The sequence below is a fragment of the Bacteroides sp. DH3716P genome, assembly GCF_025914115.1.
GTDB lineage: Bacteria > Bacteroidota > Bacteroidia > Bacteroidales > Bacteroidaceae > Bacteroides > Bacteroides ovatus.
In genome coordinates, this window is the sequence record NZ_CP083673.1 from 1,352,609 (window position 1) to 1,376,694 (window position 24,086).

Sequence of the window (24,086 nt, forward strand, 5' to 3'; positions counted from 1 at the left end):
AATAATTTGAATGATTACAGCGCAAAAATCCAAATAATTAGTGATTTCGAATAATAGAATCGTCCGTATAAAAGTTCAAATAGTACAATTCTCACCAGGAGACAAATACATAAGACGCTATATATTAAGCGTTTGTGTATTTCCTCCGGTAAGCAGCCGGAGTAATATCATAAGCATTCTTAAAACATCGGATAAAATAACTTGGATTAGAAAAACCGTAATCAAATGCTATATCAGCAATCAGGGCATTGGGATCATTGATTAATTTTTCTGTTGCCTTTTTCAGTCTCAAAGATAAAATAAAGTCATTCGGGGTCTGTCCGGTCAATGCTTTCAGTTTGGTGAAAAGCAAAGTTCTGCTCATGCACATCTCACGTGCAAAAGTGGCTACGTCAAAGTCTGCGTTATCAATATAAGATTCCACAATCGCCGTAGCATCCATCAGCATCTTTTTATCGATCGGATTAAACGGAAGGTCTTCCACTTTAGGTTCATCATTCCGGGCAAACCGCTGCTGGAGCAGTTTACGAGTCTGGATGATATTGTTGCAACGGGCCACCAATATCTTGATATTGAAAGGTTTGGAGATATAATCATCCGCTCCCGTCTGCAAGCCCTCTAAGGTATGTTCTTCCCGGTTGCGGGCAGTCAGCAATACCACAGGAATATGGCTGGTCTGCAAATTGCTTTTCAACTTCTCGCACATCTCCAGGCCGGACATAACGGGCATCATAATATCACTCACAATCATCTGTGGTTGTAGTGAAGAAGCCTGCTCCAATCCTTCCTGCCCGTCGGCAGCCGTATATACATCATATATTTGTTCAAAAATCTGTGCCAACACCTTACGCATCTCCGGGTTATCCTCCACAATCAGTATTTTCACCGTTTTATCCGGCTTCACCATTTCCGAGATTTCTTGAGGCTCTATTACATAATGTCCGGCAACGCGTTCATCTGCAGAGGAAGATGCTTCCACATTCACATTTGCATCCCGGTGAAGAGTAACGATAAAAGACGTTATTCCATTCGGCTCACTTTCCACTCCGATAGTTCCCTGATGCAATTCCACAATTCCTTTCGCCATTGCCAACCCGATACCCGATCCTTTGACTGTCTGTGTAGTTGTTGCCGAGTCATCCTGCCAAAACCGTTCAAATACATGTTTGATCTTGGACTTTTCGATACCGACACCTAGATTATTGACTGAAATCACAATGTCATTCTCTCCTTCCGCTACCAATTCTACAGAAATCCAGTCACCGGGCTTCGTATATTTAAAAGCATTGGACAATAGATTATAGAATACTTTCTCTATCTGCGTCTTGTCAATATACAAATCCGCTTCTTTCAAAGTGGAAGAAAAGCGGAGATCGATCTTATTCAGCTGCGCATAACTATAGAAAGAACAACAAATCTCCTCTATCACCGCAACAATATTCTCTTTGGAAATTTTCAATTTCAGATATCCCTGATCCTGCTTACGGATATCAATCACTTCATCCACCAGATTATTCATCCGGCGGGAGTTCTTATAAATCTCCAAAATTTTATTATACACCTCGGGGATCATGTCTTTATGCATCAGGAGCATCTCAAGCTGACTGGATATAAGCGTTAACGGAGTACGGAACTCATGCGATACATTGGTAAAGAAACGTAGTTTGGACTGATTCACATTTTCGATATACTCTTTTTCCCGTTTCTCGGCCAATAGAGAATGTTGCAAGGTTTTCCGTATCCAGAACATACGGATAATATAACCTGCAATAAGGATACCTGCCAATATCATCAGCAAAATAAACCATGCTCGTTGATAAACGGGAGCCTCCACTATCAGCTCAAAACTGGCAGAAGGTGCTTCCTGGTCGTGAATGCGCAACTGGTCGCCACGAACATGAAAAGTATAACGCCCCGGATGAAGATTGGTATAAGTAACCATCGTATTATCTCCCGCCTTCATATATTCGTTATCAAATCCTTCAAGTTTATATTCCAGACCGATATTGGAAATATTATTCAGGGTATTGCTCGCTATCTCAAAAGTGACGGAAGAATACCTGGGCGGCAATACTAATTGATGTTCATACAATACCGTTTCCTTGATAAGTCCCAACGAATCAAGTGGTTGTATTTCCGTATTATCCACAAGCACTCGTTTTACGAACACATTATAATCCACAGACTGCTTGTTCAGTTTCTCCTGGGCTATGGAAACGATACCTGCCAGTCCACAGACATAAATATCGTGGTCGGACGTAATGTACAGCCCTCCGTCATTCACGTTATTCAAGGGAAAATCACTCTGCCTGTTATAGTTCTCGAATGTAGTAGTGGCTAGATTGAATTTAGAGAAACCGCCATTCGTTGCCACATAAATGGAACCGTCCAGCGGACTCTCTACCAATCCGGTGATAAATCCATTCTCCAATCCCTGCTTCGCTCCGTATCCAACAAAGGTGTCTTTCTTCTTATCGAATAGATAAATTCCCGATCCCGTCGATCCCAGCCATATACGTCCTTTTCTATCACATAGAATATGATTAATGTGGTGCTGTGCCGTGCTCTGCGCTATTTGGGAGAAAGGATAACTACGGGAAGTACCCGCTTTCAAATTGACCCGTATCAAATCAAAAGAAGTGGTCAGCCATAAATCCCCTTCTTTATCAAACGTCATATCCCAAACCTGCGACAAATGTCTGGAAGCTAAAGAAGGATGTTCGAAATGATGTAACCGGAGATGTTTTTTATCCAATACAAGCAGCCCACCCTTGGCTGCTATCAATAAGGAATCATGACCGGCAAACTCTATCATTTTTACCAGATTATAGGCCCTGTCGACTGTTTTTCCTTCCGGAGTATCGATATTTTCCGTAATAGATTCTATATGTCCGGTCGACAGGTTAATCCGATTGATGCCCTGATAAAGCGAAGCTACCCAAAGATAATCCGGTTCTTTCTCATAATACAAAGACTTCACAATCTTAAAAGACAGCTCTTGAGCATATAAATGTTTAAGCGGAAAAAAGCGTTTGGCATATTTATCATAGTAGTTCAATCCACTTCCTTCACTTGCAAACCAGATCCGCCCGGAACAGTCTTCGGCAATGGAACTGATGATATAGGAATTCAAATGCCCGCCAACAGCCGTAGACGAACGGTAAAAGTGATAAGCATCATTCGCTACATTATAATATTGTATTCCCTGATAGAAAGTGCCCAGCCATAAAGTTCCCGAAGTGTCGTAATGCATCGAAATGATGGAACGTATATCGGCTGCCTCCACATTCAAGTCATATTCATAATCCGTAAACTCTCCGGTAGAGAGATTTAAAGTCTGCAAACCGGCGTAAGTTCCGATATACAGAAGACTATCATTGGCTTGTGTCACATGACGCACATTATCATGGTTGATTGTATTATCAGCCACTTTATTATATCTGTAATGAGTAAGCTCCCCATTTGCCTCCAACCGGGTAAGTCCCCGATTTCTGGTAGCTATCCAGATGCTCCCGTCTCTGTCTTCCGTAATCGAATTAACAGCCCCCACATCAATATGACGGGTGATATGAGCAGCCTGATCGATACAGTAAATACCCTTGGAAGAAGTACCCACCACCACGGTTTGATTCTGACGAACCATTAGACTGTTCATCAATATATCCTCTCCGTCCGAAGGGAATGAAAAGAATAACTCGGGCACTTGGTTGAGATCACGATAACGGTAGATTTCTTTTCCGGTAGCTATCCACAATGCGTCGTGCGCATAGCAGATTCCTGCAACTTCTCCTTCACGCAACACCTTAAAGCGGTTCAAACGCATGTCATAAAGAGTCACACTCTGCAAACTACGGATAAAAAGCAATCCTTCCTTGTTTCCGCAAACCTGCCGGATATTATTTATATTGATTGAATAGGGATTGGCGTTATCCGGTTTGAAGACTTCAAATTTACGACCGTCAAAGCGGTTCAGTCCGTCTTGAGTACCAATCCATAAAAATCCGAATTCATCCTGATAGAAACAATTGACCGTTTGATGCGAAAGTCCTTGCCTCACGTCTTTAAAACGCATATTGATATCCTTTGTCACATTTGCCATGCAACAAAGTCCCGATATAAACAGGCAATAAATAACAAGAAAGTTAGCTTTGGTCATCTGTGTTTTTCGATAATTCGGATACAATATTCGGGAAAATCCAAGATATATGCAAGTGTTTATGCAAAAACCTGATTGACTATTGCCTGTTAATTATTCCTCAGACTGCGTATAACTAATCTCCCGATCGAATAAAATTAGTCGTCTGACAGTTGATTCTTTTTCGTCTGACAGTTGTCAGACGAAAGTTCAACAGTAGTCAGACGCAAGTTTAACAATTGTCAGACGATTAATTTTATGCATAAACAAGATTAGTATCCTCTTCACTAAGAAATAGTTTTTAGCATACGAAAGATTAAATTATACTACCAACCGCCTAAACGCTTGTTTATCATTGGTGAACTGCGTACTTTTGCACGCCATTAAAAAAAAGCAAAACAATGACCAACAAAACCAAAGGTTTTATCTATGGAGCGATTGCCGCTGCCAGCTACGGTATGAATCCTCTTTTTGCACTTCCGCTCTATGCAGCCGGAATGAATGTCGATACCGTTTTATTCTACCGGTACTTCTTTGCGACAATCGTATTGGGTATTCTGATGAAAATGCAGCACCAGTCTTTTGCGCTTCATAAGGCAGACGTCTTGCCCTTAGTCATTATGGGATTGCTATTCTCTTTTTCATCACTACTTTTGTTTATGAGCTATAATTATATGGATGCCGGTATTGCTTCTACCATTCTCTTTGTCTATCCGGTGATGGTAGCAGTCATTATGGGGATATTCTTCAAAGAAAAGATTTCCGCAATTACCGTTTTTTCCATCCTGCTGGCACTTTCTGGTATCGCCTTGCTCTATCAGGGAGACGGAAACAAACCGCTGTCGACTTTGGGAATTATCTTTGTTCTGCTGTCCTCACTCTCTTATGCTATATATATAGTAGGTGTGAACCGTTCGACGCTGAAAAACCTGCCGACCACCAAGCTCACATTCTATGCCATTTTGTTCGGACTATCGGTTTATATCGTCCGTTTAAATTTTTGTACGGAACTGCAAATAATACCGTCAGCCTGGCTCTGGGCCGACGTGCTGACACTAGCCATTCTGCCAACTGCCGTATCTCTGATCTGTACCGCACTCGCCATCCATTATATAGGCTCTACCTCAACAGCCATATTGGGTGCTCTGGAACCGGTGACAGCTCTATTTTTCGGTGTTCTCCTGTTTCACGAAAAACTGACTCCCCGGTTAATGGTAGGTATTTTAATGATTATCACCGCTGTTACCTTGATTATCATCGGTAAGTCGCTCATAAAAAAGATGGGAATGCTGTTGCAGATGAACAAAAAATAATATACTTTTGCTACTTAATCAATCAAAATGCAATTTTAAATCTCAAAAAATATGGTAGACGTAAAGACTTGCCTTGACAATGCACAAGAAAAAATGGATATGGCCATCATGTATCTGGAAGAAGCACTGGCACATATCCGCGCTGGAAAAGCGAGTGCCCGCTTATTAGATGGTATCCGCGTAGATTCTTACGGAAGTATGGTGCCTATCAGCAATGTAGCAGCAATTACTACTCCGGACGCCCGCAGTATCGTAATCAAGCCGTGGGATAAAAGCATGTTCCGTGTCATCGAAAAAGCAATCATCGACTCTGACCTCGGTATCATGCCTGAAAACAATGGTGAAATGATCCGTATCGGTATTCCTCCTTTGACGGAAGAACGTCGTAAACAACTGGCAAAACAGTGTAAAGGAGAAGGTGAAACGGCTAAAGTTAGTGTACGTAACGCTCGTCGTGACGGTATCGACGCACTGAAGAAAGCTGTAAAAGACGGATTGGCAGAAGACGAACAGAAGAATGCGGAAGCCAAACTGCAAAAAATCCATGATAAGTATATCAAGCAAATCGATGATATGCTGGCTGAAAAGGATAAAGAAATTATGACTGTTTAATTAGTTGAGAATTGATAGTTGAGAGTTGATAGTTACTATGCAGTTACTGGATAATGCAACCAATTCTCAACTATCAACTATTAACTATCAACTAAATAAATGAAGGGATTAGTAATCAAAAACACGGGTAGTTGGTATCAGGTGAAAACCGATGACGGACAATCTATCGAATGTAAAATCAAAGGTAATTTCCGACTGAAAGGGATTCGCAGCACTAATCCTGTAGCAGTAGGCGATCGTGTTCAGATTATACTTAATCAGGAAGGCACTGCTTTTATCAGCGAAATAGAAGATAGAAAGAACTACATCGTTCGCCGTTCTTCCAATCTTTCCAAACAATCCCACATCCTTGCCGCCAATCTCGATCAGTGTATGCTGGTGGTAACGATCAATTATCCCGAAACTTCCACTATTTTTATTGATCGATTCCTCGCATCCGCAGAGGCCTATCGTGTTCCCGTCAAACTGGTATTTAATAAGGTAGATGCTTACGACGAGGACGAACTCCGCTATCTGGACGCACTCATCAACTTATATACACAGATTGGCTATCCCTGCTTCAAAGTTTCCGCAAAGAACGGTAATGGAGTGGAGGAAATCAAGAAAGCTCTGGAAAGCAAAATCACCTTATTCTCCGGACATTCGGGAGTCGGCAAATCAACTCTTATCAATTCCATACTGCCGGGCATAGAAACCAGAACCGGCGAGATTTCTTCTTACCATAACAAAGGAATGCATACCACCACTTTCTCCGAGATGTTTCCCGTAGAAGGGAACGGTTATATTATCGACACTCCGGGCATCAAAGGCTTCGGCACATTCGATATGGAGGAAGAAGAGATCGGACACTATTTTCCTGAAATATTCAAAATTTCTGCCGACTGCAAATATGGTAACTGCACCCACCGTCATGAACCGGGATGTGCCGTACGCAAAGCAGTGGAAGAACATCTCATCAGCGAATCCCGCTATACCTCTTATCTAAATATGTTGGAAGATAAAGAGGAAGGGAAATACCGGGCTGCCTACTGATTAACTCTTTTTTACTTTTTTCTTCTTTAAACCTTTCCCTTTGGGAGAAGTCTAATCTTTGATGACATATAATATAATTGCTATATACAATACTAAACCATGAATAAGAAGACTAAGTGGGGCATCATTATTCTTGTTGGTGCCGGAATCATCGGTGGAGGAATCTACTCACAATTACCGAAAAAAAACGACGAACTAGCAGCCGCCGACAAAGTAATGAGCGGCAATCAGAAAAGAGGGAAACAAGTACTAAATGTAAATGCCAAGGTCATAAAACCGCAATCCCTGACAGATGAGTTTACCACTACCGGTGTGCTTCTGCCCGACGAAGAAGTGGATTTATCTTTCGAGACTTCGGGAAAAATTGTAGAAATCAACTTCGAAGAAGGAACAGCCGTAAAGAAAGGTCAATTACTAGCCAAGGTAAACGACCGACAGTTGCAGGCGCAATTGCAAAGATTGATTTCACAATTGAAACTGGCAGAAGACCGTGTATTCCGTCAGGACGCTTTGTTGAAACGGGATGCTGTCAGTAAAGAAGCCTACGAACAGGTTAAGACGGATTTAGCTACCCTGAACGCCGACATAGAAATTATAAAAACCAATATCGAACTGACTGAACTTCGCGCTCCGTTTGACGGAATTATCGGACTTCGACAAGTCAGTGTCGGTACGTATGCCTCTCCGACTACAGTGGTTGCCAAACTGACTAAAATCGCTCCATTGAAAGTGGAATTCTCCGTACCGGAACGTTATGCCAAGCAAATCAAGAAGGGAACTAACCTCAACTTCAGTGTGGAAGGAACGTTGGATGCTTTCGGCGCACAAGTATACGCTGTAGAATCGGCTATCGACCCGAATCTGCATCAATTTACCGCTCGTGCATTATACTCGAATGTTCATCATACCTTACTTCCCGGCCGTTACGCAAGCGTATTATTGAAAAAAGAAGAAATTCCTAATGCGATAGCCATCCCTACAGAAGCAATCGTGCCGGAAATGGGTAAGGATAAAGTCTATCTGTATAAATCAGGAAAAGCCGAACCGGTGGATATTATTACCGGCATCCGCACGGCATCTGAAGTACAGGCAATAAGAGGGCTGCACATAGGAGATACAATCATTACTTCAGGAACACTACAGCTCCGCACCGGACTTGCAGTCACACTTGACAATATTGATTAATAATACCAGCGCCCTATGAATATATCCGAATTAAGTATACGTCGCCCGGTATTAGCCACAGTATTAACGATCATTATCCTCCTTTTCGGATTCATCGGATACAACTATCTGGGTGTCCGCGAATATCCGTCAGTGGATAATCCGATCATTTCTGTCAGTTGCTCTTATCCGGGAGCTAATGCCGATGTTATCGAGAATCAGATAACCGAACCGTTGGAACAGAATATCAACGGTATTCCCGGTATCCGTTCTTTGTCCAGTGTGAGTCAACAGGGACAAAGCCGTATTACAGTAGAATTTGAGTTGTCCGTCGATTTGGAAACAGCAGCCAACGACGTGCGTGACAAGGTTTCACGTGCCCAACGTTATCTGCCTCGCGACTGTGACCCTCCGACTGTCTCAAAAGCGGATGCCGATGCCCAACCGATCCTGATGGTTGCTCTTCAAAGTGATAAACGTTCCCTGTTGGAATTAAGTGAAATAGCGGACTTGACTGTAAAAGAACAGTTACAGACCATTTCCGATGTAAGTAGTGTATCTATCTGGGGAGAAAAGCGTTACTCCATGCGTCTCTGGCTCGACCCGGTTAAAATGGCCGGCTACGGAATCACTCCTATCGACGTTAAAAACGCCGTAGACAATGAGAATGTGGAACTTCCTTCCGGTAGTATCGAAGGAAATACCACCGAGCTGACTATCCGAACACTGGGATTGATGCATACCGCAGATGAATTCAATGATTTGATTATCAAAGAAGAGAATAACCGTATTGTCCGTTTCAGCGATATCGGACGTGCCGAACTGGGACCTGCCGACATCAAGAGTTATATGAAAATGAACGGTGTTCCGATGGTAGGTGTCGTTGTTATTCCACAGCCGGGAGCCAACCATATTGAGATTGCGGATGCGGTATACCAGCGTATGGAACAGATGAAAAAGGACTTGCCGGAAGACGTACACTATAACTACGGTTTTGATAATACCAAGTTTATCCGTGCGTCTATCAATGAGGTAAAGTCAACGGTGTATGAGGCTTTTGTACTCGTAATTATCATTATCTTCCTCTTCCTGCGTGACTGGCGCGTTACATTGGTGCCTTGTATCGTAATTCCTGTCTCCCTTATCGGTGCATTCTTCGTCATGTATCTGGCCGGATTCTCCATCAATGTGCTTTCCATGCTCGCCATCGTACTATCGGTGGGACTGGTGGTAGATGATGCCATCGTTATGACGGAAAATATATACATCCGTATTGAGAAAGGAATGGCTCCGAAAGAAGCGGGCATAGAAGGAGCCAAAGAAATTTTCTTTGCCGTTATTTCAACGACTATCACACTGGTAGCGGTATTCTTCCCGATCGTCTTTATGGACGGAATGACGGGACGACTGTTCCGTGAGTTCAGTATCGTAATTTCCGGTTCGGTTATTATTTCCTCATTTGCCGCATTGACTTTCACACCGATGCTGGCAACGAAATTGCTCATAAAACGGGAAAAGCAGAGTTGGTTCTATGCCAAAACAGAACCATTCTTTGAAGGAATGAACCGGCTATACAGTCGGTCACTTGCCGCTTTCCTCGGCAAACGCTGGATCGCTCTCCCATTTACTTTCATCACGATTTGCCTGATTGGTATTCTATGGAATGCAGTTCCTGCGGAAATGGCTCCACTTGAAGACCGTTCGCAAATCAGTATCAATACACGAGGAGCAGAAGGTGTCACTTATGAATATATCCGGGATTATACGGAAGATATCAATCAGCTGGTAGACTCCATTCTTCCTGATGCGGAATCAGTGACTGCCCGTGTATCTAGTGGTAGCGGAAACGTGCGTATCACATTGCATGACATGAAAGACCGTAACTACACACAGATGGAAGTTGCCGAGAAGATTTCGAAAGCGGTGCAGAAGAAAACGATGGCGCGTTCATTCGTGCAACAACAGTCTTCTTTTGGTGGACGTCGTGGAAGTATGCCTGTTCAATATGTACTTCAGGCTACCAATTTGGAAAAGTTGGAAGAAGTACTGCCTAAGTTTATGGCTAAAGTATATGAGAATCCTGTCTTCCAGATGGCGGACGTCGATTTGAAGTTCAGTAAGCCGGAAGCACGTATCCAGATCAACCGCGACAAGTCCAGTATTATGGGAGTAAGTACCAAAAATATTGCTCAAACGCTGCAATATGGATTGAGCGGTCAGCGTATGGGATATTTCTATATGAACGGTAAGCAATATGAGATTCTTGGTGAAATCAACCGCCAGCAACGAAACAAGCCGGCTGACTTGAAAGCAATTTACGTTCGTAGCAACAGTGGGGATATGATTCAGTTGGATAACTTGATTGAGTTGGAAAGCGGTATTGCTCCTCCAAAGTTATATCGCTATAACCGTTTTGTGTCAGCTACGATTTCTGCAGGATTGGCAGATGGAAAAACAATCGGGCAAGGTTTGGACGAGATGGATAAGATTGCCAAGGAAACACTGGACGATACTTTCCGCACTGCCCTGTCGGGAGACTCGAAAGAATATCGTGAAAGTTCCTCCAGTCTGATGTTCGCCTTTATCCTGGCTATCCTTTTGATTTACCTGATTCTGGCAGCCCAGTTTGAAAGTTTCAAAGATCCATTGATTATCATGTTGACAGTGCCGCTGGCTATTGCCGGAGCTTTGGTCTTCATGTATTTCGGAGATATTACGATGAATATTTTCAGTCAGATCGGTATTATCATGCTGATCGGTCTGGTGGCGAAGAACGGTATTCTTATTGTAGAATTTGCCAATCAGAAACAGGAAGCCGGAGAGGATAAAATGAGCGCCATCAAAGATGCTGCCCTTCAACGCCTCCGTCCGATTCTGATGACAAGTGCCTCTACGGTTTTGGGACTTATCCCGCTGGCATTTGCCACCGGAGAAGGTTGTAACCAGCGTATTGCCATGGGTACGGCGGTAGTGGGTGGTATGGTCGTATCCACTCTGCTTACGATGTACATTGTACCGGCTATTTACAGTTACATTTCGACTAACCGAATCAAAAAACTACAAGAATGAAACAGAAAGGAATTTGCATGAAACGCATCATTTATATCACCATTGCATGTGCCTTCTTATCAGTCTCTTTTGCAAAGGCACAAGTTCTCACTCTCAAGGAGTGTCTGGAAGAAGGATTGCAAAACAATTACTCTTTACGTATCATCCATAACGAAGAGCAGATCAGCAAAAACAACGCAACGTTGGGAAATGCAGGTTACCTGCCTACACTGGACTTCTCTGCCGGATATACCGGAAACCTGGACAATATTGAGACCAAGGCGCGTGCTACCGGAGAAATAACAAAGAACAACGGAGTCTACGATCAGACAGTTAATGTCGGTCTTAACCTCAACTGGACTATTTTCGACGGATTCAATATCAGTACCACCTACAAACAGTTGAAAGAGCTGGAACGTCAGGGGGAAACCAACACGCGTATTGCCATTGAAGATTTTATCGCTGCCCTGACTTCCGAATACTATAATTTTATCCAGCAGAAGATTCGTCTGAAAAACTTTCATTATGCAATGTCACTTTCCAAAGAGCGCTTGCGCATAGCCGAGGCTAGTCACCTGGTCGGTAAGTTTTCAGGGCTGGATTATCAGCAGGCAAAGGTGGATTTCAATGCAGACAGTGCCCAATACATCAAACAACAGGAATTGCTACATTCTTCACGCATCCAGTTGAATGAACTGATGGCTAACAACAATGTCAATCAAAACATTATTATCAAAGACTCCACTATCGACGTACACAGCGACTTGCAATTTGATGATTTGTGGAATTCTACGTTAGCAACCAATGCTTCTTTGCTCAAGGCCGATCAAAACACAGTACTTGCCCAATTGGACTACAAGAAAATAAACTCACGCAACTATCCATATCTCAAATTAAATACCGGATATGGATATACGTTCAACAAGTATGACATCAATGCAAACAGCAGAAGAGGTGAACTGGGCTTCAATGCCGGAATAACTGTCGGTTTTAATATCTTCGACGGTAATCGTCGCCGCGAAAAGAGAAATGCAAGTCTGGCTTTCAAGAATCGTCGCCTGGAACGACAGGACTTGGAATTAGCACTTCGCTCTGATCTCAGTAACCTATGGCAAGCCTATCGCAACAATCTTCAATTGCTGAATCTGGAACGTCAAAACCTGATAACCGCCAAAGATAATCACGATATTGCCATGGACCGTTATATACAGGGAGACCTCTCCGGTTTTGAAGTGCGTGAAGCACAAAAAAGTTTGTTAGATGCAGAGGAACGCATCCTCTCTGCTGAATATAATACGAAACTTTGCGAAATATCCCTGTTACAAATCAGCGGAAAGATTACGAAATATCTGGAATAAGGAAGTAGTTTCCATTTATTTTTTGATTGGGTTAATCTTCTTATCGGGAGGGTTAACCCAATTTTTACTCTATAAAAAACAGTTATTACATATCAGTATTTTTCTTTCTTCATACATTTGCATACTATAAAAACATTAAATAATAAAGCCATGAGAAAACCAGGTCTTTTCTTACTGCTACTTTTTATCCTGACAAACGCCTCAGCCCAAAAAGCAACAGACTACAGAAAACAACAAAATTACAAAGAATGGGTACACATCGCTCCTAAATTTGACGACGATTTCTTCAAGACGGAAGAAGCCCAACGCATTGGTGACAACGTGTTACTGTATCAGCAAATCACCGGAGGATGGCCAAAAAATATCTATATGCCGGCAGAACTGACAGAACAGGAATATAAAGCGGCACTAAAAGCCAAAGAGGATATCAACCAAAGCACAATCGACAACAATGCCACCACGACAGAAATAGAATATCTGGCACGACTTTATCTGGCTACACAGAAAGAGAAATATAAAGAAGGAGTGCTGAACGGTATTCAATATCTGCTCAAATCGCAGTATGAAAACGGAGGATGGCCTCAATTTTATCCACGTCCCAAAGGTTATTATGTACAAATCACCTACAATGACAATGCAATGGTAAGAGTCATGAATCAACTTCGGAGCATATACGAAAAGAAAGCTCCATATACTTTTCTTCCTGACAATATCTGCGAACAAGCACGCAATGCATTCAACAAAGGTATAGAGTGTATACTCAAAACGCAGGTGTGCCAAAATGGTGAATTAACAGTATGGTGCGCCCAACACGACCGTGTCACTTTGGAACCCTGCAAAGCACGTGCTTATGAACTTCCGTCACTAAGCGGACAAGAGTCGGACAATATTGTATTGCTGTTGATGTCACTTCCTAATCCATCCACAGACATTGTAAAATCCATAGAAGGAGCAATCAAATGGTTCCAAAAGTCTAAAATAAAAGGAATACAGAAGGAATATTTCACTAACGGTGAAGGTAAAAAAGACTATCGTATGGTTCCCTGTGAAGACTGTCCAACTCTCTGGGCACGTTTTTATGAACTGGAAACGAATCGGCCTTTTTTCTGCGACCGTGACGGCATTAAAAAATATGATATATCGGAAATCGGGCATGAGCGCCGGAATGGTTATAGTTGGTATAACAAAGATGGTAGTAAGGTATTGAAGAGATATGAAAAATGGAAAAAAGAACAGAACAAGTAATCACAAATGATGAAAGGCTGATATCTACACTACAAAAATAAATATCCGGAAAGTCTTTAAGTCCTCAAAAGATGAAATCCCCTCACTACATTGCAGAGTGAGGGGATTTTATAAATTCAGGGCATTTAGCCTCTTCTTAAAGTTTTATCCCAACAGGTTAAAACCGGTTATTTTGTGCAATTCCACGGTTTCAACTGTTTGAAGAAGTCATTACCCTTATCATCCACCAAGATAAATGCAGGGAAGTTTTCTACTTCAATTTTCCAGATGGCTTCCATACCCAATTCCGGATATTCCACACATTCGATGCTCTTGATGTTATTCTGTGCAAGGATAGCTGCCGGACCTCCGATAGAGCCAAGATAGAAACCACCATATTTCTTACAAGCATCTGTCACTTGCTGGCTACGGTTACCTTTTGCCAACATGACCATGCTGCCGCCATGACTTTGGAACAGTTCTACATAAGAGTCCATACGTCCTGCTGTAGTAGGACCCATAGAACCACAAGCCATGCCTTCCGGAGTTTTTGCCGGACCTGCATAATAAATAGGATGATCCTTAATATATTGTGGCAAGTCTTCGCCGCGATCCAAACGTTCTTTCAGTTTAGCATGGGCGATGTCACGACCTACGATGATCGTTCCGTTCAATGACAGACGAGTAGCTACCGGATATTTAGTCAGCTCTTTCAGGATTTCAGGCATCGGACGGTTCAGGTCGATCTTTACAACATCACCTTCACCTGCTTGACGCAGTTCTACAGGAATAAGTTCGCCCGGATTTGAATCCAGTTTCTCAATCCAGATACCTTCCTTATTGATTTTACATTTGATGTTACGGTCGGCAGAGCAAGATACTCCCAAGCCTACCGGACAAGAAGCACCGTGACGAGGCAAACGGATGATGCGTACGTCATGAGCAAGATATTTACCTCCGAATTGCGCGCCCAATCCAATTTTGTGAGCTTCTGCCAAAACTTCTTTTTCCAGTTCGATGTCGCGGAATGCACGGCCATATTCGTTTCCAGTAGTCGGCAAGTTATCATAGAAATGAGTAGAAGCCAGCTTCACTGTCAATAAGTTCTTTTCAGCAGAAGTTCCACCGATCACGAAAGCGATATGATAAGGAGGGCAAGCGGCTGTTCCCAATGTTTTCATTTTTTCAACCAGGAATGGAACCAGTGTACCGGGATTCAGGATCGCTTTTGTTTCCTGATACAAATATGTCTTGTTGGCAGAACCACCACCTTTTGTTACGCAAAGGAATTCGTATTCCATACCTTCGGTAGCTTCGATGTCAATCTGTGCAGGGAGGTTACATTTTGTATTTACCTCATCATACATATTCAAAGGCGCATTCTGTGAATAACGCAAGTTCTCTTCAGTGTATGTTTTATATACGCCCAGTGAAAGCGCTTCTTCATCAGAATATCCAGTCCATACCTGCTGTCCTTTTTCACCATGGATAATAGCAGTACCAGTGTCCTGACAGAAAGGAAGTACACCTTTTGAAGCAACTTCCGCGTTACGCAGGAAAGTCAATGCCACATACTTATCGTTTTCACTTGCTTCCGGATCACTCAGAATCTTAGCAACTTGTTCGTTGTGCGAACGACGAAGCATGAATGATACATCACGAAAAGCTGCATTAGCCATCGCAGTCAAACCTTCTTTCTCAATTTTCAGGATAGGATTTCCTTCAAACTCGCTTACTGATACATAGTCTTTTGTAAGCAGATAATACTCAGTTGTATCTTTTCCCTTTTCAAACATGGGCTGATACTTAAACGGAGGTGTTGCCATAAGTTTCTTATTTTATTACGTAATGTTAGTTAGTGTGGCAAAGGTAGTAATTAAGAATGAAGAATGGCGAATGATGAATGAAGAATTAAGAATGAATAACGGAGAAAAGCAGGAACAGCAAAAGACAATCATAAACAATAAACAACGAGCGGTAAACAAGCTATGCCATTCATTGACATCTGCCGTTCACCACTCACTATTTTATTTACAGTTTGCTATTTATCATATCCTGTTTATCATCCACAGTTCGCCATCTGCCACTCCTATTATGATTCGATTGCTTCAATCCGTTTGATTAACTCGTTTCCAAGAGCTGTTTTATCTTCAATATGTTTCAAGACGGCAGTCACAAAGGTATTACTTTCGAAATCACCGCGTACTTGCTCAAAATCCTGCTTCATTTCGTCGTGGGAGCCGTCAGCACCAAATCCGGTCATGGAAGACAACGAAAATTCTTTCTTGGCATCCTCATATACCATCTTATCCAATCCGACAACAGCTTGCTGCCACGCTTTCACAATACCGATGATATCTTGTGCCGTAATCGTTTCCGGATCTAAGCCATAGAATTCCTGAATCTTATGATAAGCCCATGTCCATTCATAGGTATAATAATTCTCGTGCATTTCCGCGAAACTTGCATTGATGGATTTCAAACGATTGACTGTTCCATTCTCAATACCATCCAACAATCGGTCGATTTCACTCTTGGGAGCAATCAGTCCGGAAACATCCACCCATTCGCCAAGTCCGATTTCCGTGTCAGGTTTCAGTCGCTGACGGATTTCTTCATTGGTCTGGAAATTAATACCCTCCAATCGTTTTATGATGGAGTTTCCCAAGAACTTGTGAATGGCGATTTCATAAAAACGAATTCCGTTATTCAGAGAAGAGTTCTTGATTTTAGCACTCTGGTAGGAGTAGATCTCTGAAGTTTCACCGGATACACGTTTCAATTCTTTCAAAATGGAACGTCCTTTAAACATCTTCTGAATGGTATAAGGACTCAGCAGGTTATAATTGATATAATCCAGCCGGTTCGGATCTTTTCGCTTATCACGCTTTGGCCATTTCTGTGCGTCACGGATAGTACCTACACTTCTCAAATTAACTCCCGGAACCAGATAAGTGGTATTCCGCTGCTCTATCAGGTAAGAGAAAGGAAGATTGGAAGTATCGGCATGATTAACATGACGTCCCATTACCAAAGAGAAAGCCCCGACACGTGCCGGCCACAGGATATATGAATCGGAAGTGGTCTTCGCTCCTCTCTCCATCGTTCCCTGATGGATAGGACCTAACTTATACATGTGATTACTCTGATTGGACCCCGAACCCGCATTCATAAACGAGAACATACCGGCAATCAATAAAGTAGATTTATGGTGTGTCACAGTGAAAGGACCTGCAAAAATAGCACATGCCTCACCGTTCTCTCCCTGACAATTACTGAAGAATAAAGAATCGGAAGCGGAATAATTGTGTCCCAGTTTACAGGATTGTCCGACGAAACAACGAGTCAACATCGTGCCGTCATCCACTTTAGAGCCGGAAGAGATGATAAAGTCATCACAGATTACACCATGTCCGATATGTACAGGTGCCGTCACATTACTATTGACGCTGCCATTGGATAAGCGGCAGGTCCCACAGATATGGCAGTAATCACCAATCCGGACATTCTTGATCGAGCCCGTATTGAGAATCATCACATGATTGCCAATACTGCCGACAGCAGAAGCATGTTTATTGGAATAATAATCCGCAATAGATTTCATACGGTTTATCAGCTCGGGACGATGGCGGTACAGTGCAAGAATATATGCCTGGTGCGCAGACAATTTATCGTTCATCAACACCTCACGGCCTCCTGTTTCATTCAAGACAGCCACTTCTACCCCATTACCAAAAGTGCTTAACCTATCCACTAAAATAATATCTACATTCTCAATGAAGGTGTCACTGCCAATCTCATAATTAGCAATATAGTTCTGTATATTCTCAATACAGCAGTTATCGCCCACCGACACATTGTGCAACGTCACATGACGTAATCCCGAATGTTTCTTGATTCCCCCCGGCAATGTAAATTCAGCTTCGAATACCCCCAGTTTTACTTCACCCGAGAAACGGGTATGATGGACGTACTCACAATTAAAACCCTCTGCCACTGATACATTTCCCCAATCATCGGCCAGACATGACTGGCTCTTCAACTGAAGTATCTCATCTTCAGTCAATCTACGATAGTCTTTCATCTTAATAATGTGTTAATGTGCCCATATGCCAATGTGCCAATTCTGATGCAGTATGCGCAACCAATTGGCACATCAGCACATTAGCATATTGATTATTCTTCCTCTTCTTCGTAGGTCTGATAAAGAAAATCGTTATAGGGATATTTCTGAACGTGTAATTCTTTCACTCGCTGATAAACTACATTTTTCAGTTCGTCTATATTGATTCGTTCGCGGGCGGAAATAAAGAGGCAGTTATCCTCCATTTTTGCCATCCACGTCTTCATCAGTTCTTCGAGTGTTAAGTTTTCCTTTGTTCGGGGGGTAAGGTCGTCCGGCGCTTTCTCCACGTAGGTGTAAGCGTCTATTTTATTAAATACAAGTATCATAGGTTTGCCACTGCCTCCAATCTCTGCCAGGGTCTTGTTCACCACCTCAATCTGTTCCTCAAATCCGGGGTGGGAAATATCGACTACGTGCACAAGCAAATCTGCTTCACGTACCTCATCCAGGGTAGATTTAAAAGATTCTACCAAGTCGGTAGGTAACTTGCGAATAAACCCTACTGTATCTGACAACAGGAACGGTAGATTATCGATAATCACTTTGCGCACAGTAGTGTCTAAAGTAGCGAACAGTTTGTTTTCCGCAAACACTTCACTCTTGGAGAGAAGATTCATCATGGTTGATTTTCCCACATTGGTATAACCAACCAGTGCAACACGTATCATGCGTCCGCGATTCTTGCGTTGGGTAGCTTTCTGCTTGTCAATCTCCGCCAGACGTTCTTTCAGCAATGACATACGGTTCAGGATGATACGGCGGTCCATCTCAAGCTGTGTTTCACCCGGACCACGAAGTCCCACGGAACCTTTGCCACCACCGGCACCGGAACCACCTCCCTGGCGTTCCAAGTGAGTCCAAAGCCGCTGCAAACGCGGCAACATATATTTATACTGTGCCAGTTCTACCTGTGTCTTCGCATTGGCTGTCTGCGCACGCATGGCAAATATATCAAGAATCAGTGAAGTACGGTCCAGTATCTTCACTTTCAGTTCAGCTTCAATATTACGAATCTGTTTCGCAGAAAGCTCATCATCAAAGATGACCATTCCTACTTCACGTTCTGCTTCCTCTTCGTCATGGATATATTGTCTGATTTCTTCCAACTTTCCTTTTCCAACATAAGTCACAGAGTTAGCCGTCGGCAACTTCTGTGTAAATCGTTTCACAACTTCCGCCCCAGCCGTCTCGGCAAGGAAAGCCAGTTCATCCAGATACTCGTTTGTTTTACGCTCATCCTGCGTCTGTGTGATGAGTCCTACAAGCACTGCTGTTTCTACTTTGGCTTCGGATATTACAAATTCTTTCATTCTTTACTTCTATTATATATAATAATGTGGGCGCAAATATAACAAAAAAAAAGAGGACAATGTTTTATTGTCCTCTTTTTCGTATCATTTATGGTAATTCAATTATAAATCAAACCATAGTTTTTCCCAGATTTTCGGAGATTCTTTCGGTGCATTAATATTAGCTGTCATTTCTTCAGGACTATATTCCCATCTTCTGATCAATTCTTTTGAAGTTGCATCTTCCGGGACTTGCAATGTCGGGACCTCGTTTCCGGCAGTACCAGATCGCCTCCATTGTACAAACTCCTCAAACGGACGATCCATCAAATCAATCCATTGCTGCATATGAATCTCATACAGAGCTTTTTCCTGGGTCATCGTTGTCAATTCCGGTAAACCTGTAACATATGTATCAATATCGGATTCCGCAACTCCATAAAAAGCACATGCTTCACGAATTCCTTTCAGGTACAGTTCATTAGCTTTCGACAGATTTTGAGCAACTCCTAATCCGCGCGCATAAGCTTCTGCTTCCAAAAGTAGCTGTTCTTGACAAGAATAAATCAATTCCGGAGCGTCTCTTCTGAAAAGGTAGTTGCTTACAACAGATGACAGTAGATTTTCTTCATCATCCGTCTTTGCAGCCTCTCTATTACCCAACCCCCGGTATACACCATCCGCACCCGGTTCAAAATAACAGGGAATACGGGGATCATTACGTTCTTGCATCGGTTTCAACATATAATTGCTGGCAAAGAACAATATTTGTGTCCCCCCAACCAATTCTATAAGTTCATATTTAGGGTTCTGGTTACCCGGATCTGTAGAGTAAGGAAATACCAAATTGTCCGCTGCTGATGCAACCATTCCTCCAGCCTGCAGCAACGTACCAATAGCAGCAGCCTTAGAAGGGTCTTTATCTACCATAACCATCAATGTTCTGAATTTTAAAGACTTTGCCAAAGTCATCCATTTGTTCATATCACCTTTGTAATAGATATCGTACTCATCAATTGCATTAGCATCATTCAGATCTATAAGCTGTAATGCCTCATCAAGTAATGACAAAACACCATTCAATACACTTTCCTGAGAATCAAATTTCGGATATTTAATTGTTCCGTTCCAGGATTCTGTGAAAGGAATATCTCCCCACAACATCGTTGCCTCATACATATGCTCAGCCAAAAGAATCTTACACTGCGCAATAGCATTGTGATTCACCGGTTCTGACTCTTCTGCATTTTTAATAGCTAACATCAAATTATTGCCACCTACAGAATAATAATGTTTCCAGACATTCCCTGTACTATAAGGAGAAATAGTATATACAGATTCATCCCAGCCACCGTAATCAAGTCCACCATCAACTTGACACTGCGAACTCATAGATAAAGGAATATAAAAGTCACCACCAGTGCGTGTTCCAGCCCAGTTTACAGCTACATAGTTAAACAAATACCCGGGATCAACTTTCTCGGCAGTATTGGGATCATGGTTAATATCGAGCCAATCGCTACATGAAGTTAAACATGCCAAAGCGCTCAATGCGTATGTTAATATTTTCTTTTTCATTATCATATTCGTTTAAATCTTACAATGTTAATCTGACATTAAATCCAAAACTTCTGGTAGAAGGTATGCTGTTAAACTCTACACCACCCCCAATCTGAGAAGGACCGAAGAAGTTAGCTTCCGGATCAATATGTGGCACATGATCTTTAATAATCCATAAGTTACGTGCCTCAAAACCTAAATCCAATGATTTAACAAAAAAGCTCTTGAACCATTTGCGTGGGAAGCTATAAGACAACTGTACCTCTCTGAGTTTTACAAATGATGCATTATAGATATTCCCTTCATTATTACTAGAATTGGATATATGCTGCCAATAATCCTGCATACTTTTCACAGGAACATCATTAGGTCTATATGTTCCATCATCCTGAAGGATTACACCCGGCTCAATAAAGGAAGCATCTTCACGGTGAGCTATTGTTTCAGCAGCCAAACCGCTACTTCTTAAATTAGCTACAGTCTCTGAATACAAAGAACCTCCATGACGGATATCAATCAAGAAACTCAAGGTAACTCCCTTATAAGTAAATGTATTGTTGATTCCCATCGTAAAATCAGGATATACATCTCCTAAACGCACGTTATTAACAGTTTCTCTCAAACCTGTTTTAGAATTAATCACATAATTTCCTTGGTCATCACGTTTCCAACCCGTGCCATACAAGCCAAACGAATCTCCTTTAGCAGCCTTAATTTGTAAACCGCTCAGTCCACTCGTTAACGTATATTCATCAAGTCCTTCAGCTAACTCCTCCACTGTCTGCTTATTTGAAGCAAATGTTGCATCCAGGTCCCATTTAAAATCACGTGTTTCCACAGGAGTCAACCCCAAAGTTACTTCAACACCTTTATTGGCAATCTTCCCGGCATTAATATTATTGGCAAAGTAGCCTGTTGACAATGGGACATCAATACTTACAATCTGATTCTTTGTAATATTGCTATAATAAGTCATATCTAACCTAATTTTTCCACCGAAGAAACGCAAATCAGCTCCAACTTCAAAAGAACTTTGATTTTGCGGCTTCAAATTCTCATTTGGTAAGACACGAGGTCCCGTAAAGCCAACTAATCCCATATGGGGGAAAGTGTTAACATTACCCAGATATTGCAAAAAGTAAGTACTAGCGGGAGTATATTTAAATGCCAAATTGTACGGATCTTCATCACTACCCACATTAGCATAACTCAAACGAACCTTACCAAAATTCAGAATATCTTTGTTTTCCATCAACTCCGTAAAAATAAAACTACCACTTATGGAAGGATAGAAATAGGAACGATTATTGATCGGTAGAGTAGACGACCAGTCATTACGTCCTGTTACATTTACGAAAAGCATATCTTTGTATCCCAAACTAATATCTCCATATAAACCAACAAGACGTTTCTTTTCATAATAATTTACCGGAGTAGTAGACTTCGCATTAGTATATGTGTATAGCCCATCAACAACCAGATTCTGCGCCTGCACATTTTCATTCTTCCATTCCTCCTGATAGAGATTATGCCCCATCATTACCTTAAAATGATAGTCATTTGCAAAAGTCTTCTCGTAAGAAACCATTAAGTCATTATTTATAATTCTTTTATACAAATTCCAAGTCTGGAACTTTCCGTTCAAGGCTCCTACAGTACCTTTTGCATATACCTTACGCCTTCCTTCTGTGTAAAAATCTGTTCCGGCATTATTGGTGATAGTCAGTCCTTCAATCGGTTTATAAGTCAATGTGATATTACCAATCATACGATCTAAATTATTGGTAAACTTATTCTTATTAATAATCCAATATGGATTATTACTTTTACCTTCCGGATCTAATGTGATTTGCTTTCCATTCTCATCCACCCAATTCTTTTGAATATCATGTATATCAATAGTTCTCGGCAATCCATTAATCAATGGAATCAGTAGGTTACTATCATTTGCACCTTGCGCTGGACGACCTTCAGAGTCGGAACGTATATATTGAGCAGAAATACGACCTGTGAAGTTCTTAGTAAAATTCATACCCGCATTGACAGAAAAAGCGTATTTATTATAGTCAGATCCAGGTACAACACCAGTCTGATTAGTAGAAGTAAAGCTCAAACGGAAGTCCGCCTTTTCACCACCCCCCGCAACTGATACATTATTAATATAACTCATTCCCGTTTCATAGAAATCCTTTACATTATCAGGATTTGCCTTCAAAGTCACTTTATCACCTTTGTAATCTGTAAACTGCTGATCTTGTACCGATGAGATCTTCGGTCCCCAACCATTCAACATTTTCACATTATATACACCATAACTGCCTTGTGCATATTCATTTTGAAAGTCAGGTAACTTTAGTACATTTTCAAATCGTGTAGAAGAGTTTACTGTTACAAACACCGGTGAGTTCTTCTTTCCCTTCTTAGTAGTAATAACGATAGCACCATCCTTTGCACGCGCTCCATACAATGCTGTTGCAGCTGCTCCCTTCAATACATTGATAGATTCAATATCATCTGAATTAATATCCCCTGCACGATTACCGACATCAACTATACCATTAGTTCTGTCAGGGTTATAGGAACCATTGTCAATTGGAAGCCCGTCAATAATAAATAAAGGAGAAGAAACGGTACCAATAGACGAAGCTCCACGAATCTGTATACTTGAACTACCACCTACCGTACCAGATGATTGGGCTATTTGCAGTCCCGCAATCTTACCAGACAATGAATTAAGTACATTACTTTCACGTGCTTTAGTTATTTCATCTCCCTTCACACTAGATACGGCATAACCTAGGGATTTTTCCGATCGCTTAATCCCCATAGCTGTCACTACAACCTCATCTAGATTTTGGGAATCAGACTTTAGCACAACTTTTAAAGTTGGTTTGATCACCACTTCTTGTGTCTGCATACCAATATACGAAATCTGCAAAGTCTTTGCAGAACTTGGTACATTCGACAAATTAAAATTACCATCTACATCTGTGATTGTACCCAGAGTGGTACCTTTTACCAACACAGAAGCGCCAACAACTGGCTGCCCGTCTTCTTCAGAAATCACAACGCCTGTGACCTTTTGAGTCTGGGCAGTTACTAGGCCTATGCCCACAAAAAGGCATGCCAATAACAGCATTAATTTTCTTTTCATAAATTCTCTCTTAAAGTTTAACTTTACATTATTTGTATCTTTACTCTAACAATTTGCAAATATATTAATAA

At 41.8% G+C, this 24,086-nt stretch carries 14 protein-coding genes; 8 read left to right on the forward strand and 6 right to left on the reverse strand.

Translation table 11 applies throughout. The features are described from left to right. Positions 1-124: 124 nt before the first annotated feature. Entirely contained in the window at positions 125-4,156 is a 4,032-nt protein-coding gene (locus KQP79_RS04830; protein ID WP_061447755.1) for a hybrid sensor histidine kinase/response regulator transcription factor, read from the reverse strand. 380 nt (positions 4,157-4,536) lie between these two features. Between KQP79_RS04830 and KQP79_RS04835 the strand changes: the two genes are divergently transcribed. The 7 genes from KQP79_RS04835 (at position 4,537) to pelA (ending at position 13,907) form a co-directional block, all read left to right on the forward strand. Then, entirely contained in the window at positions 4,537-5,448 is a 912-nt protein-coding gene (locus tag KQP79_RS04835; protein WP_008998952.1) for an EamA family transporter, read from the forward strand. A 51-nt stretch (positions 5,449-5,499) separates the two neighbouring features. Beyond that, the gene (gene frr, locus KQP79_RS04840) at positions 5,500-6,060 is read left to right on the forward strand and encodes a ribosome recycling factor (RefSeq protein WP_004299198.1); all 561 of its coding nucleotides are present in this window, start codon (positions 5,500-5,502) and stop codon (positions 6,058-6,060) included. Between the two features lie 99 nt (positions 6,061-6,159). Then, on the forward strand, positions 6,160-7,092 hold the full coding sequence (gene rsgA / locus KQP79_RS04845) for a ribosome small subunit-dependent GTPase A (protein ID WP_004306535.1): 933 nt from the start codon (positions 6,160-6,162) through the stop codon (positions 7,090-7,092). A 99-nt stretch (positions 7,093-7,191) separates the two neighbouring features. Next, positions 7,192-8,277 carry an efflux RND transporter periplasmic adaptor subunit gene (locus KQP79_RS04850; RefSeq protein WP_061447754.1) on the forward strand — a complete coding sequence of 362 codons (1,086 nt, stop codon included), beginning with the start codon at positions 7,192-7,194 and terminating at the stop codon, positions 8,275-8,277. A gap of 15 nt (positions 8,278-8,292) precedes the next feature. Beyond that, entirely contained in the window at positions 8,293-11,325 is a 3,033-nt protein-coding gene (locus KQP79_RS04855; RefSeq protein WP_004326257.1) for an efflux RND transporter permease subunit, read from the forward strand. Continuing rightward, positions 11,322-12,662, forward strand: a complete 1,341-nt coding sequence (locus KQP79_RS04860) for a TolC family protein (RefSeq protein WP_004306530.1) — start codon at positions 11,322-11,324, stop codon at positions 12,660-12,662. Before KQP79_RS04855 ends, KQP79_RS04860 begins: the two co-directional genes overlap by 4 nt. A gap of 150 nt (positions 12,663-12,812) precedes the next feature. Further along, positions 12,813-13,907 carry a pectate lyase gene (gene pelA, locus KQP79_RS04865; RefSeq protein WP_074705865.1) on the forward strand — a complete coding sequence of 365 codons (1,095 nt, stop codon included), beginning with the start codon at positions 12,813-12,815 and terminating at the stop codon, positions 13,905-13,907. Positions 13,908-14,074: 167 nt separating this feature from the next. On the opposite strand, the gene KQP79_RS04870 is transcribed toward pelA, so the two are convergent. Further along, on the reverse strand, positions 14,075-15,712 hold the full coding sequence (locus tag KQP79_RS04870; protein ID WP_004299191.1) for a fumarate hydratase: 1,638 nt from the start codon (positions 15,710-15,712) through the stop codon (positions 14,075-14,077). A gap of 34 nt (positions 15,713-15,746) precedes the next feature. Here KQP79_RS04870 and KQP79_RS04875 point away from each other — a divergent pair, with 34 nt between their 5' ends. Continuing rightward, positions 15,747-16,007 (forward strand): hypothetical protein, encoded by a 261-nt coding sequence (locus tag KQP79_RS04875; protein WP_225449858.1) that lies wholly within the window; start codon positions 15,747-15,749, stop codon positions 16,005-16,007. Here the strand turns inward: KQP79_RS04875 and KQP79_RS04880 are convergent. From KQP79_RS04880 to KQP79_RS04895, 4 genes are all read right to left on the reverse strand, one after another. Beyond that, on the reverse strand, positions 15,979-17,970 hold the full coding sequence (locus KQP79_RS04880) for a DUF4954 family protein (RefSeq protein WP_008777231.1): 1,992 nt from the start codon (positions 17,968-17,970) through the stop codon (positions 15,979-15,981). The genes KQP79_RS04875 and KQP79_RS04880 overlap by 29 nt on opposite strands. A 92-nt stretch (positions 17,971-18,062) precedes the next feature. Next, positions 18,063-19,322 carry a GTPase HflX gene (gene hflX, locus KQP79_RS04885; RefSeq protein WP_004299188.1) on the reverse strand — a complete coding sequence of 420 codons (1,260 nt, stop codon included), beginning with the start codon at positions 19,320-19,322 and terminating at the stop codon, positions 18,063-18,065. Positions 19,323-19,424: 102 nt separating this feature from the next. Continuing rightward, entirely contained in the window at positions 19,425-20,885 is a 1,461-nt protein-coding gene (locus KQP79_RS04890) for a SusD/RagB family nutrient-binding outer membrane lipoprotein (protein ID WP_004299187.1), read from the reverse strand. A gap of 13 nt (positions 20,886-20,898) precedes the next feature. Continuing rightward, positions 20,899-24,015, reverse strand: coding sequence for a SusC/RagA family TonB-linked outer membrane protein (locus tag KQP79_RS04895; protein WP_004299186.1), 3,117 nt, complete (start codon positions 24,013-24,015; stop codon positions 20,899-20,901). Between the last annotated feature and the right edge of the window lie 71 nt (positions 24,016-24,086).

Coding starts and splice junctions, on each gene's coding strand:
- KQP79_RS04890 (WP_004299187.1), bottom strand. CDS start 20,885: ATGATAATGAAAAAGAAAATATTAACATACGCATTGAGCGCTTTGGCA.
- KQP79_RS04880 (WP_008777231.1), bottom strand. CDS start 17,970: ATGAAAGACTATCGTAGATTGACTGAAGATGAGATACTTCAGTTGAAG.
- KQP79_RS04830 (WP_061447755.1), bottom strand. CDS start 4,156: ATGACCAAAGCTAACTTTCTTGTTATTTATTGCCTGTTTATATCGGGA.
- hflX (WP_004299188.1), bottom strand. CDS start 19,322: ATGAAAGAATTTGTAATATCCGAAGCCAAAGTAGAAACAGCAGTGCTT.
- KQP79_RS04895 (WP_004299186.1), bottom strand. CDS start 24,015: ATGAAAAGAAAATTAATGCTGTTATTGGCATGCCTTTTTGTGGGCATA.
- KQP79_RS04860 (WP_004306530.1), top strand. CDS start 11,322: ATGAAACAGAAAGGAATTTGCATGAAACGCATCATTTATATCACCATT.
- KQP79_RS04835 (WP_008998952.1), top strand. CDS start 4,537: ATGACCAACAAAACCAAAGGTTTTATCTATGGAGCGATTGCCGCTGCC.
- pelA (WP_074705865.1), top strand. CDS start 12,813: ATGAGAAAACCAGGTCTTTTCTTACTGCTACTTTTTATCCTGACAAAC.
- KQP79_RS04870 (WP_004299191.1), bottom strand. CDS start 15,712: ATGGCAACACCTCCGTTTAAGTATCAGCCCATGTTTGAAAAGGGAAAA.
- rsgA (WP_004306535.1), top strand. CDS start 6,160: ATGAAGGGATTAGTAATCAAAAACACGGGTAGTTGGTATCAGGTGAAA.
- KQP79_RS04855 (WP_004326257.1), top strand. CDS start 8,293: ATGAATATATCCGAATTAAGTATACGTCGCCCGGTATTAGCCACAGTA.
- KQP79_RS04850 (WP_061447754.1), top strand. CDS start 7,192: ATGAATAAGAAGACTAAGTGGGGCATCATTATTCTTGTTGGTGCCGGA.
- frr (WP_004299198.1), top strand. CDS start 5,500: ATGGTAGACGTAAAGACTTGCCTTGACAATGCACAAGAAAAAATGGAT.